The organism is Mongoliitalea sp., assembly GCF_054166905.1.
In genome coordinates, this window is sequence record NZ_JBSZCK010000033.1 from 114,471 (window position 1) to 126,527 (window position 12,057).

At 40.9% G+C, this 12,057-nt stretch carries 12 protein-coding genes; 6 read left to right on the top strand and 6 right to left on the bottom strand.

Features of this window, described 5'->3' with window-relative positions:
- Genes ACXIUD_RS12440 through ACXIUD_RS12450 form a run of 3 tightly spaced genes read right to left on the bottom strand, consistent with a single transcriptional unit; the run spans position 1 to position 2,727 of the window.
- A complete protein-coding gene (locus ACXIUD_RS12440; RefSeq protein ID WP_458052971.1) occupies positions 1-801 on the bottom strand; it encodes a heme ABC transporter ATP-binding protein in 801 nt (266 codons plus the stop codon).
- Between the two features lies 1 nt (position 802).
- Positions 803-1,861: a FecCD family ABC transporter permease gene (locus ACXIUD_RS12445; protein WP_458052972.1), complete on the bottom strand. Its 1,059-nt coding sequence runs from the start codon at positions 1,859-1,861 to the stop codon at positions 803-805.
- Positions 1,861-2,727 carry a heme/hemin ABC transporter substrate-binding protein gene (locus ACXIUD_RS12450; protein ID WP_458052973.1) on the bottom strand — a complete coding sequence of 289 codons (867 nt, stop codon included), beginning with the start codon at positions 2,725-2,727 and terminating at the stop codon, positions 1,861-1,863. The genes ACXIUD_RS12445 and ACXIUD_RS12450 overlap by 1 nt, the downstream gene beginning before the upstream one ends.
- A gap of 468 nt (positions 2,728-3,195) precedes the next feature.
- Between ACXIUD_RS12450 and atpD the strand changes: the two genes are divergently transcribed.
- The 3 genes from atpD (at position 3,196) to rpsU (ending at position 5,302) form a co-directional block, all read left to right on the top strand.
- Positions 3,196-4,701, top strand: coding sequence for a F0F1 ATP synthase subunit beta (atpD, locus tag ACXIUD_RS12455; protein WP_458052974.1), 1,506 nt, complete (start codon positions 3,196-3,198; stop codon positions 4,699-4,701).
- A gap of 19 nt (positions 4,702-4,720) precedes the next feature.
- Positions 4,721-4,969: an ATP synthase F1 subunit epsilon gene (atpC, locus tag ACXIUD_RS12460; RefSeq protein ID WP_229800728.1), complete on the top strand. Its 249-nt coding sequence runs from the start codon at positions 4,721-4,723 to the stop codon at positions 4,967-4,969.
- A 138-nt stretch (positions 4,970-5,107) separates the two neighbouring features.
- Positions 5,108-5,302, top strand: coding sequence for a 30S ribosomal protein S21 (gene rpsU / locus ACXIUD_RS12465; protein ID WP_458052975.1), 195 nt, complete (start codon positions 5,108-5,110; stop codon positions 5,300-5,302).
- 154 nt (positions 5,303-5,456) lie between these two features.
- Here rpsU and ACXIUD_RS12470 read toward each other — a convergent pair whose 3' ends face one another.
- Positions 5,457-6,068, bottom strand: coding sequence for a hypothetical protein (locus ACXIUD_RS12470; protein WP_458052976.1), 612 nt, complete (start codon positions 6,066-6,068; stop codon positions 5,457-5,459).
- Positions 6,069-6,370: 302 nt separating this feature from the next.
- Here ACXIUD_RS12470 and ACXIUD_RS12475 point away from each other — a divergent pair, with 302 nt between their 5' ends.
- Positions 6,371-8,110, top strand: coding sequence for a M14 family zinc carboxypeptidase (locus tag ACXIUD_RS12475; RefSeq protein WP_458052977.1), 1,740 nt, complete (start codon positions 6,371-6,373; stop codon positions 8,108-8,110).
- 7 nt (positions 8,111-8,117) lie between these two features.
- Entirely contained in the window at positions 8,118-8,438 is a 321-nt protein-coding gene (locus ACXIUD_RS12480; RefSeq protein ID WP_458052978.1) for a DUF6787 family protein, read from the top strand.
- An 87-nt stretch (positions 8,439-8,525) separates the two neighbouring features.
- Here the strand turns inward: ACXIUD_RS12480 and ACXIUD_RS12485 are convergent, their stop codons facing one another.
- Positions 8,526-9,686: a hypothetical protein gene (locus ACXIUD_RS12485; protein ID WP_458052979.1), complete on the bottom strand. Its 1,161-nt coding sequence runs from the start codon at positions 9,684-9,686 to the stop codon at positions 8,526-8,528.
- 121 nt (positions 9,687-9,807) lie between these two features.
- Here ACXIUD_RS12485 and ACXIUD_RS12490 point away from each other — a divergent pair, with 121 nt between their 5' ends.
- Complete coding sequence (locus ACXIUD_RS12490) at positions 9,808-10,467, top strand: GDSL-type esterase/lipase family protein (RefSeq protein WP_458052980.1); 660 nt, start codon at positions 9,808-9,810, stop codon at positions 10,465-10,467.
- A 35-nt stretch (positions 10,468-10,502) separates the two neighbouring features.
- Here ACXIUD_RS12490 and serS read toward each other — a convergent pair whose 3' ends face one another.
- Positions 10,503-11,774: a serine--tRNA ligase gene (gene serS / locus ACXIUD_RS12495; protein ID WP_458052981.1), complete on the bottom strand. Its 1,272-nt coding sequence runs from the start codon at positions 11,772-11,774 to the stop codon at positions 10,503-10,505.
- Positions 11,775-12,057 lie beyond the last annotated feature (283 nt).

The window sequence follows — 12,057 nt, forward strand, 5'->3', positions numbered from 1 at the left end:
TTATGCTGTTTTTACTTTTGCTGAAATTTGATGTAAGGGTAATGATTGGATATGCTTGCCATGATATCCCAGATGGTCAAATACTTGGATGGGATACTCATAGACATGATGTAATTTTTCTGATGTAAGCGTCTCTTCGACGGATCCGGACTGGTAAATTCGGCCATTTTTAAGCATGATTACCTGATCAGAATAGGCAGCGGCCATATTCAAATCATGCAAAACAGCCAGGACGCCAATATTTTTACGCTTCAATCGGGATGCGATATGCAATACCTGATGCTGATGAGCAATATCTAGGCTCGAAGTAGGCTCATCCAACAGCAGATACCTTGGACTGGAGGATTCTCCCCAGATTTGAGCCAATACACGGGATAACTGCACGCGCTGCTTTTCCCCACCGGATAATTGACTGTAAAGTTTATCTCTAAACTGCCAAGTTTGTGTCTCTTCCATCACTTCCTGCACGATGGATTGGTCAGCATGGTCACCCAAGGCAATCATTCCCAATTCCACCACTTCCTTTGCTTGAAAAGGAAAAGACAACTGAGAATGCTGAGGCATCACTGCCCGTATTTTTGCCAAATCCTTTGCCCTCAGGTTCTTCAAATGCTGTCCATTGTAGGATATCACACCTTGTTGGCAGACAATTTCACCCGCTAGAATTTTTAATAGCGTAGACTTTCCGGCACCATTGGGGCCAATGATTGTAGTCAGTTTTCCAGGAGCGATGCTCAACTCTTCGGTGTTGACAATGGGTCTTTGATGAATGCAAAAGTGAATATTGGACGCTTGTAGCATATTAAGAACGGATTTGTTTGATAGATAAGAGTAACCAAATAAAGAAAGGAGCACCAATGATAGCTGTGATTATCCCAATCGGCATTTCAGAAGGAGCAACCATGGTCCGGGCAAGCGTATCGGCGATGGTGAGCAAAATCGCCCCTGCTAACCAAGAAGCTGGCAAAACCAAGCGATGATCAGCACCAAATAAAATACGCAAGAGGTGAGGAATCACTAGACCAACAAAGCCGATAGTTCCAGTAAAGGCAACAGCAGTTCCTACGATGAGAGCTGATCCAATTAACACAATTAATTTCGTCTGTTGCACATTGACCCCCATATGGAAAGCTTCATTTTCACCGATTGCCAGAGCATTGAGCGCTTGATACTGTCCTAAAATCAACCCTACAGGAAGGATAGAAATAAGGGTCAAAATAAGTACCTTCTGCCAATTTGCTCCTCCCACATCTCCCAAGCTCCAGAAAGTGAAATTGCGAAGTGCTGCATCATCTGCATAGAAAATCGCCAAACCTATCAGAGCACCTGCAAGTGCATTTAAGGCAACCCCGGCAAGGATTAGCAAGGAAATATCTGTTTTGCCAGCCTTGCTGGAAAGTTTGTAAACCAATGCAGTATTGACCAATCCACCAACGAAAGCAAAAAGTGCTAGGCCAACTTTCCCCATCCATGCTAACCAAGCTACAGAAGAACCAAAAACAATATAGACCACAGCAAACAAAGCACTCCCACTACTGACACCAATAAGTCCAGGTTCCACAAGCGGGTTTCTAAACAACCCTTGCAAAGCAGCGCCTGCGAGCGCCAAAGAGCCACCGACCAACATGGCCATCACAATTCTGGGCAGTCTTATCTGAAGCAGCACGTTTTGTTCTTGAACTGTCAAGGCTTGGTCTCCCCACTGAAATCCAAACAGAAATTGAAACACTTTCCCGAGACTGATAGGAAAAGCACCCAAGCTCAGTGAAATAGCCAGCATACATAGTAATATCCCGCCAAGACCCACTAAGATCAGCGATCGCTTTCGAGTAGAAGTCGATATGGACAATAAACTTGGCATTAATTTTTTCTAATGGCTTGAGCTAAATCTAAGGCAGCTTGAGCAACTCTAGGCCCAAACCCTGATAAATACTGTCCATCAAAGCTTAGAATATTTCCCTGCTGTAATGCAGACGTCTGATTGGCACCTTTGATCTGCTGTACCCCATCTTTTCCGCCAATCGTACCTAAACCAGAATCAAAAAAGAGTAAGTAATCAGGATTCATACGCACCAATGCTTCCGGTGTTAGCGGAATAAAATCTTTAAAACCAGTACCTGCGGGTTTTGCACCAGCCATTTGGATGATTTCAGCTGCGAACGTATCATCACCAGCCAAAAAAACAGTCTCCAATCCGCGCGCCATAATAAATGCTACCGTAGGCGGTTCAGATAAAGGGTTTTCTTGTAGGTAAGCCTGCAATTCCTCTTGTTCAGCCTTCACTTGTTTTATCAACTCTCTTCCTTTATCTACTTCCTCCAAAAAAGAAGCTACTTCTTCAATCAAGCGATAGGTTCCAGCTATAGCAGTTGGCTTTTTGAATAAATGCACTTGAATACCAGCTAATTTTAATTGAGCCAATACATCATCAGTAAGGTAACCTTCTTCCGCCAAAATCATATCCGCACCCAAAGCCATCAATCCTTCTCCTTTGATTTGATTCCTATAACCAATGGAAGGTAATTGCTGTAGTGAGGCCGGAAAGGTAGAAGTAATGTCCGTGGCAATAATCTGATCTAAATATCCTAGACTCACCACTACTTCAGATACGGTACCGCCAGCAGTAATCAACTTCCAGTCTTTTTTTTCAACCTCTTCAGAAACCTGCTGTGCATTGCATGCAACCAAAGTCCCAAGAATCACTAGGAGTACTAAACGACTTATCATTATTAAGATTAATTTTAAACAACATGACAAAGGTCATATTATTTAGATTAAATCCAAATTAATTTAGATTGATTTTTTCTATGAAGCCAGAATTTCAATTAGCTGATAATGAATATTGTTGTTTGATAGATTGCTTCAATTTTCAATTCTGCTACTAATGATAATTGAAGCGCTTATTGAACGAACCAAAAGACTTTACCTTCTTCCTGTATGCAGTTAAGGATCCATACTTTTTTAAAAAGCAAGCCAATAAAAGCCCTCCGAATAAACGATAAGAGGTTTAAAATAGTTGAAATGAGAGCTTATCTGCCGAAAAAATATGCCGATCGGCCCCTAAAAGCTATATGCTTAGCAAAAAAGAAATAATCGCTCGATTAAAATCCCCAAACATCCTTTGGTATTAAGCTTTTATAATTAATTTTGCACTCGAATTAAAAAAGCATCATTTCTTTTTACACAATAAATCAAATGGCAAACATTGGTAAGATAACACAGGTAATCGGTCCAGTAGTGGACGTGTCCTTCGAGGGCGGAAAATTACCAAATATCCTAGATGCGTTGACAGTGACCAGAGAAGACGGTCATCAGATCATCCTGGAAGTTCAGCAGCACTTAGGTGAAGATAGAGTAAGAACTATCGCGATGGACGCTACTGAGGGTCTTGTAAGAGGCACTGAGTGTGTGGACAACGAGGCACCTATTTCAGTTCCTACCGGCGAAGCTATCAAAGGACGTCTATTCAATGTAGTAGGTACAGCTATCGATGGCCTTCCGGAAGTTAAGTCTGCTAAGCGCTTGCCAATTCACCGCTCTGCTCCAAGATTTGAGGATCTTTCTACATCTACGGAAGTATTATTTACAGGTATCAAAGTAATCGACTTGATCGAACCATATGCAAAAGGTGGTAAGATTGGTTTGTTTGGTGGTGCCGGTGTAGGAAAGACTGTATTGATTCAGGAGTTGATCAACAACATCGCTAAAGCATATTCAGGTCTATCTGTATTTGCTGGTGTAGGTGAAAGGACTCGTGAAGGAAATGACCTTTTGAGAGAAATGATCGAGTCAGGCATCGTAACTTACGGTGAAGACTTCTTACATAGCTTAGAAAATGAAGGTGGTTGGGATCTTTCCAAAGTTGATTTGAAAAAACTGGAAGAGTCTAAAGCTACATTCGTATTTGGTCAGATGAACGAACCTCCTGGGGCTCGTGCGCGAGTAGCCTTGACAGGTTTGACTTTGGCTGAATATTATAGAGATGGTGAAGGTGATGGCGCTGGTAAGGATATCCTATTCTTTATCGACAACATCTTCCGATTTACTCAGGCAGGTTCTGAGGTATCCGCTCTTTTGGGACGTATGCCATCAGCGGTAGGTTATCAGCCAACTTTGGCAACAGAGATGGGTGCTATGCAAGAGCGAATCACGTCTACTAAGAATGGTTCCATTACATCTGTACAGGCCGTTTACGTACCTGCCGATGACTTAACTGACCCTGCTCCTGCGACTACCTTTGCTCACTTGGATGCTACTACAGTACTATCCAGAAAGATTGCCGAATTAGGTATCTATCCTGCGGTGGATCCATTGGATTCTACTTCAAGAATCCTTTCTCCAGACATCTTGGGTGATGATCACTATAACTGTACGCAGCGAGTGAAAGAGATTCTTCAGCGTTACAAAGAATTGCAGGATATCATCGCGATCTTGGGTATGGAAGAATTGTCTGAAGAAGATAAGATGGTCGTACACAGAGCTAGAAGGGTACAGCGTTTCTTATCTCAGCCATTCCACGTAGCTGAGCAGTTTACAGGTCTAAAAGGTGTGTTGGTTGATATCAAAGACACAATCAGAGGCTTCAACATGATCATGGACGGTGAATTGGATCACTTACCGGAAGCAGCATTCAACTTGGTAGGTACCATTGAAGATGCGATCGCTAAAGGTGAGAAAATGTTGGCTGAATTAAACAACTAATCTGCAAATTAAGCACGTCATGATGCAATTGACTATAATTACCCCTGACCAAAAAGTATTCGAAGGAGAAGTAAGCGAAGCTACTTTCCCAGGTGCTGCTGGTTCTTTTCAAGTATTGAAAAACCACGCTCCTATCGTATCGGCTTTGGACAAGGGCAATGTTTCCTACACGACTAAAGAAGGAAAACTTTCTTTGGTTGTTGACGGAGGCGTTGTAGAAGTAAAAGATAATAAGATTGTCCTATTGGCTGAAAAAGTCATCGGATAATCCATCTATAACTAACAGAAAGAGGCTGATTTTTTCAAATCAGCCTCTTTTTTATGGAAATCACTGAATTTCTGAAAATTAATTGGGATAGCTAAAATAAAATCCTACCTTTGCAACCCTGAAAGGAGGTGTATACATATGATCATAGTCAACGTAAAAGAAAACGAATCTATCGAAAAAGCGCTTAAGCGTTTTAAAAAGAAGTTTGATAAAACTGGAGCTGTCAGAGAACTGAGAGCTAGACAACACTTTGTAAAACCTTCTGTTAAGAGAAGAGATCAAGTTATCAAAGCTGCTTACAAACAAAGAATGCAAACTGAAGCATCCAACTAACTGTTTGCTATCTTTTCGAGATACATTCCCAAAACACATCTGCCGAAAGCGGATGTGTTTTTTTAGTTAGTAGTGATTAATTGATGAGTGATTTGTGAGGAAGACCTGGCGGGTTTTTGAAACCTGCCAGGTCTTAGGCTACCTAAACACTAGATTATACTAATTTTTTAGGCAGTAAGTTCTTATCCAAACGGTCTGTTAACTTCCATTGCATTGTAAACCCTACAGCCGGATAAGTCCCGCCAGATTTTTTCTCTAAGGAATACCCATATCCCATTCCTCCATGGAGGCTAAAAGCCCCTTTTCCATTACCAGAAGAACGGTGTATCCCATAATGAATATTAACCATCGCACATGGCTCCATACCGAAACCCTTATAGTTGATCAGAGGATGAGAATAAATACCACGAACCCCAATATAATTCCCCGCATTGTTAAACGAATTTACATTACGCCTTACCAAATTACCTCTTTTAAGATAAAACCGTTGGGTGGCATAGATGAATCCAGCGAGCTCAGGTAAGACCCAAGAATAATCAAAAACACCATCACTCCTCATTTGAGCACCAGGACCTAGTCCAGATTTTAACTCTAACAATGATTGCTTACTAGTCGGTAAATAATAAACCAAGTTAGCTCCATGAAACCCAACTTCCCAAGCTCCGTATCTCATCAAAGGAGTTAAATCTCCTAGATAATTTTGTGCCTGAACAGAAGAAAAATCAAATAACCCACAAATGATCAAAATCATATATATCCTCTTCATTCATTTACAGAGTTTTAAAATGAAAAATCCATCAAGAATATAGACGAATAAACCGCTCAAAAAGGTTAGCATAACAGCAAATTTCCTAGCCGATTTCGTTTCACTTAATTAAGTTCTGATTGTTCTAGTAAAAGTAAAAACATCTAAAATAATCTGAATCTTTTCTACTACTCCAATTGAAAATCCCCCCTTTTCAAAAGGTACTATATAATCACATGCCCAAAACAGAAGTGTAATAGCACTACCAACTATCCCTTGCATCTCTCCCCCTTTCGGACTATTCTTGTATAAAATTTCCAGATATGGTTAAAATACTTGCATTCACCCTGATCTTTTGTTTGAGTTTTGGTTTTTCCTTACAAGCACAAACCCAATATCCTACATTATTCGAACAAACAGACGGAAGGCAAACTCCTCCCTATTACGAAGTCATCGGCTATTTCGAGCGATTAAGCCAAGATTTTGAGGAGGTGAAAATGGTAGAAATGGGTATGTCGGATGCAGGCTTACCTTTTCATGTGATTTTGCTGGATAAAGCACGGATATTCGATCCAAAGCAATGGCACGAAAACAATCGCCCTATCCTCTTTATCAATAATGGTATCCACCCAGGCGAACCAGATGGCATAGATGCATCCATGATGTTGTTGCGAGACATTTTGGAAGGGAAAATTCCTTATCCAGAAGAGTTGGCACTAGCGATTATTCCAGTTTACAATATCGGAGGGCATTTGAACAGAAACTCTTACAGTCGGGTCAACCAAAATGGTCCTGAGGAACATGGATTTCGTGGCAATGCGAGAAATTATGATTTGAACAGAGATTTTATAAAGGCCGACACCAAAAATGCCCGGTCTTTTCAGCAAATTTTTCAATGGTTGAGCCCACAGGTTTTTGTGGATACGCATGTGAGTAACGGGGCAGACTATCAACATGTAATGACCTTAATCTCGACCGAGTCTAACAGATTGGGTGGAGCGATGGGAAGCTATCTACGTGAACGACTAGACCCTGAACTATACAAACGGATGGATACGGTTGACTATCCCATGATTCCTTATGTCAATGCTTATGGGGGAAAGCCAGAAGATGGTTGGAGTCAATTCAAGGATTTGGGAAGATATTCCAGTGGATATGCGGCATTGTTTGGCACAGCATCCTTTATGCCGGAAACACATATGCTCAAGCCCTACAAGGCTCGCGTGGAATCAACCTATGAATTGTTGAAGATTTTTATCCAACTCATGGGGGAAGATGGGAACACTATCGTGAAAGCCTACCAACAGGATCGGGCAGCCGTTAAGTCTCAAGAAACATTTTACTTTCAACATACGCTCGATCGCAGCAAATTTCGCATGATACCTTTCCATGGATATCAATCAGCTCAGAAACCATCGGAAGTTTCTGGTTTGCCACGCTTATACTACGACCGCAACCAACCATTCAGCACGGAAGTAAAGTTTTTTGAAACCTATGAGGCTAAATTGGAGATTAGCAAACCAAGTGCCTATATCATCCCACAAGGTTGGCACCATGTGATCGAAAACTTGAAAAGAAATGGGGTTACTATACATACATTGGAAAAAGACAGCACGTTGGAAGTAACGGTTTACCATATCCAAGATTACCAAACATCCCAAAGACCTTTTGAGGGACACTACCTACATAGCAATACGAAAGTGGTCAAAAGCACTGAACAAATGAAATTTCGGGTTGGGGATATCCTCATACCTATGGATCAGGTTCGAAACAAATTCATCATGGAAGTGCTAGAGCCAGAGTCCGAAGATTCTTATTTTAATTGGAATTTCTTCGACACCATTCTACAATCCAAGGAAGGATATTCGGCCTACGTCTTTGAAGATTTGGCAGCTGAATTCCTAAAAGAAAATCCAGCAATCAGAAAAGCCTTGGAAGAAGCTAAGGAGGCAGATGAAAGTCTCAGAAGCAATGCCGCAGCACAATTACGTTGGGTGTATGAGCGCTCCCCATGGAAGGAGCAGGATCATAACCGTTATCCAGTATATCGATTAGAAAAATAAGCTTATCATGGATTCACCTCAGAAACCAAGTTTTCTAGAAAGACTACAAAGTAAATGGCAATTGAATAGCTTAAGGCAGGTATTATTGGTCTTATTAGTATTTGCTTTGACCGGATTCACCATATTATTTATTAAGCAACCAATTTTTGATCTGCTGGGAATCAGCATGGAAAAAGGTGGAGTTTGGAAAACAATTCTTTATCTACTCCTCGTGCTACCGTTATATCAGGCAGTATTGCTAGTTTGGGGGTTTGTTTTTGGACAGTTCTCGTTTTTCTGGGAGCACGAAAAGAAATTTTTCCGAAGGATCATTGGGAAGAAAGGGTGAAAAGTTTAGATAGCTCAGTACCTAAATTACTTAACCGCAAAGGAAGCAAAGGTAGGTGGGGAGGAAGCAGAGCTTGTAAGAAGAAAATTATAGATCCAAACGCAATTTGTATAAGGTATAAAAATCTTCTTCCTCTTCGAGATTAATGGCTTTATTGAAGTATGAAACCCCATCCCGTACCAAAAATCCCCAATAGGAGTCTAAGTAATTGGGAATAGCTATATCTGCAAGTTCTGCTCCTTCCAAGTCAAAAACTTTCAGCCTTTTGGCTGCTAGACTAACCTCCAATTCATATGCTGCATCGGCCTTCTTTTCATCCACTTCATACAGTTGGTCCAATTCTGCTAGTTTTTCCTTACTTATCCCCTGAAAATACATCAGGTACACATACTTGGAATCCGCCTGTAAATGACGAAGTCCCCCCTTGGCAGCCTCTATATAGACATCATAATCCAAAAATTCCTCAGGCATTCCTTCACTCAGCAATACATCCTTCAGTACCAACGGCCTCTTAAACTGAAGTGAATAAGGCGCTTCCTTGGCATAGGCATATAAAACCGGATTGGCATCATAAGTTACATAGATATAATCTGGACCAACCGCCAAACGGGAATATAAATCTCCATCATCATAGTGTTTCCCATCAAAAAACCGGGATTCATTATCCAAAGGGAATAGATGTTCTAAAGCAAAATCATCTGGGCCAATGAATACCCCACCTCTGATTTTTTCATAATACCCACCTTCCGTTCGCTTACCTGTGATGGCACCTCCTCGATACAAAATTCTATTTCCTTCTGCTGCTGATAAAACCTTAGGGCCACCACCGGTATTGCGCATGATACCTTTGAGCTGATACGAAGGATTGAATGGAGTGAATTTCAGTTCTTCTCCCTTCAAATCGTACCATTTCAACCCTTTAGTACCTATCACAAAAATTGATTCATCATCCCAAAAAGCCATTTCTGAGTAGGCAAAACCAAAGGAGTCTGGCTGATCTCCTGATTTGTCATAAGTATAGAGAATAGTGCCACCATGATCAATTAAAAAATACCTATTCTGTTGATAATCTGCTGTTAGAAGAAGCTTGCCGTTGGGACTCATATCCAATAGCATCATTTCTCCTAAATGATCTACCCGTATGGAATCCACGAGTTCTAAATTAAAACTTAATTCCAATTGCTCTGATGATTTTTTATCACAGGCGATCAAGGTAATAAGCAAGAAAACTGAAAAGATTCTAAGCATAAAAACAGGGGATAAAAGTCCTTGCTAAATTTATGAATTTTCTACACCGATAAAAACAAGTACTAGCATTTAAGATAGTTCGTGATTTTTATTTAGCTTCGCCTACCAACCTTTCTGCATTATGATTCGATTCTTACAGTTCTTAGTCATTTTATCCTTTTCACCTATTCTATTAATGGCACAAAAACCCATAAAAATCGCATGCGTAGGGAACAGCATCACTCAAGGTCCTGGGCAAACGCATGAGGATAGCTACCCAATGCAATTACAAGTCCTACTTGGAAATCAATACCTTGTGCAAAATTTCGGCGTAAGCGGAAGAACACTGCTCAAAAAAGGAGATTTCCCTTATTGGAATGAACCAGAAATGGAGCGGATCAAAGCCTTCCAACCTGATATTATTCTGGTTAAACTGGGTACCAATGACTCCAAACCTCATAATTGGCAGTACAAAGACGAGTTTAAACAAGATTACCTAGAACTTCTTGACACATTTAGAGGCTACCTTGCTGAAAGAGGAAGAATAATCATTGTGATTCCAGTACCTGTTACAGAAGATAATTTTGGAATTAGAGAGTCTGTGATGGTTGAAGAAATGCGCCCAATTTTACTCGAAATTATTGAGGAAACAGGCTTAGAAATCATTGATCTTTACACCCCACTTCAGTACCGATCAGACTTGTTACCTGACGGTGTTCATCCTAATAAGGATGGTTTGGGAATCATGGCAAAAACAGTCTACGATTACTTGACAAAAAAAATAGAGACTGCCAGTGATTGACAGTCTCTTCAATTCATATTTTTATATCGAAAGCATTAAATCCACTCAAAACCCAAATAAGGCACCAAGACTTGTGGCATTCGGATACCATCTTCCGTTTGATTATTTTCTAAGATAGAAGCTACAATTCTCGGTAAAGCCAAAGCACTACCATTGAGCGTGTGTGCCAATTGCGTCTTTTTGTCTTCTCCTTTGTAGCGCAGCTTCAGTCGATTGGCTTGATAGTTTTCAAAGTTACTGACCGAACTCACTTCCAACCATCTTTCTTGAGCGGCAGAGAATACGTCCATATCATAGGTTAATGCAGACGTAAAACCCATATCTCCACCACAAAGTCTAAGAACTCGGTAAGGCAGTTCAAGTTTTTGTAACAAGCTCTGCACATATGCGCTCATTTCTTCCAATGCTTCATAAGAATTATCAGGATGTACAATTTGCACAATCTCGACTTTGTCAAACTGATGAAGTCTGTTGAGACCCCTAACATGGGCACCCCAGCTACCTGCTTCTCTACGGAAACAAGGGGTATAACCAACATTTTTGATAGGAAATGCTCGCTCATCCAAGATTACATCTCGGTAGATATTGGTAATGGGAACTTCAGCTGTAGGGATCAAGTACAGTTTATCCATGGTAGCTTCGTACATCTGCCCTTCCTTATCCGGAAGTTGTCCTGTACCATAACCTGAATCTTCATTCACCAAAATAGGTGGCTGCACTTCCATATACCCTGCTTTCAGAGCTTCATCTAAAAAGAAGTTGATCAAAGCTCTCTGCAAACGGGCACCTCTCCCCTTGTACACAGGAAATCCAGCGCCTGTAATTTTCACTCCTAAGTCAAAGTCAATAATATCGTAATCCTTGATAAGTTCCCAATGAGGCTTTTTGCTTGCTGGCAATTCAGGAATTTCTCCGTGAGTCAACACAATTTCATTATCATCCGAAGACTTCCCTTTGGGAACGGAGTGATGCGGTACATTGGGGAGCGTGTACAACAGTTGCTTCAAATCAGCTTCATAGGTGTTATAGGATTCTTCAAGCACCTTGATTTGTTCTTTAATCTCACCAGTACGGGTTTTGATTTGCTCGGCCTCTTCTTTCTTACCCTCTCTCATCAATAAACCAATCTGCTTAGAGATGGCATTGGATTCTGCTTGCAGGCCGTCCCGCTCTGTTTGAGTCTCTTTCCGTTTCTTATCCAGTTCCAACACCTCATGCAAGGTAGCTTCTGCGTTAGCCAAATTACGCTTCTGCAAACCTTCCAGCACCAATTCAAAATTTTCTCTAATGGTATTGACGAGTAACATATTTCTTTGTTGTTTTTTTAACGTATGCAAATATACAGAAAGTGGCTGATTGGTGGTGGGTTAATTAAGTGATTTAGGAGAAAGGCTAAAGGTTAAAGGAGAAAAGTGGGGAGTGAACAGTGAATAGTTGGCAGTGAACAACGAACCACCACTTCATCATTCAAAATTCGGCGTTCATCATTCGACATTTCAACACTATCAAAAAAATAGCTTCCCTGCCTCCGCGGACTCTGCGAAAAACTTTGGGCACTCTGCGGTTAAAAGATCTCCGTATGGGTTTCAC

Coding starts and splice junctions, on each gene's coding strand:
- ACXIUD_RS12440 (WP_458052971.1), bottom strand. CDS start 801: ATGCTACAAGCGTCCAATATTCACTTTTGCATTCATCAAAGACCCATT.
- ACXIUD_RS12445 (WP_458052972.1), bottom strand. CDS start 1,861: ATGCCAAGTTTATTGTCCATATCGACTTCTACTCGAAAGCGATCGCTG.
- ACXIUD_RS12450 (WP_458052973.1), bottom strand. CDS start 2,727: ATGATAAGTCGTTTAGTACTCCTAGTGATTCTTGGGACTTTGGTTGCA.
- atpD (WP_458052974.1), top strand. CDS start 3,196: ATGGCAAACATTGGTAAGATAACACAGGTAATCGGTCCAGTAGTGGAC.
- atpC (WP_229800728.1), top strand. CDS start 4,721: ATGATGCAATTGACTATAATTACCCCTGACCAAAAAGTATTCGAAGGA.
- rpsU (WP_458052975.1), top strand. CDS start 5,108: ATGATCATAGTCAACGTAAAAGAAAACGAATCTATCGAAAAAGCGCTT.
- ACXIUD_RS12470 (WP_458052976.1), bottom strand. CDS start 6,068: ATGAAGAGGATATATATGATTTTGATCATTTGTGGGTTATTTGATTTT.
- ACXIUD_RS12475 (WP_458052977.1), top strand. CDS start 6,371: ATGGTTAAAATACTTGCATTCACCCTGATCTTTTGTTTGAGTTTTGGT.
- ACXIUD_RS12480 (WP_458052978.1), top strand. CDS start 8,118: ATGGATTCACCTCAGAAACCAAGTTTTCTAGAAAGACTACAAAGTAAA.
- ACXIUD_RS12485 (WP_458052979.1), bottom strand. CDS start 9,686: ATGCTTAGAATCTTTTCAGTTTTCTTGCTTATTACCTTGATCGCCTGT.
- ACXIUD_RS12490 (WP_458052980.1), top strand. CDS start 9,808: ATGATTCGATTCTTACAGTTCTTAGTCATTTTATCCTTTTCACCTATT.
- serS (WP_458052981.1), bottom strand. CDS start 11,774: ATGTTACTCGTCAATACCATTAGAGAAAATTTTGAATTGGTGCTGGAA.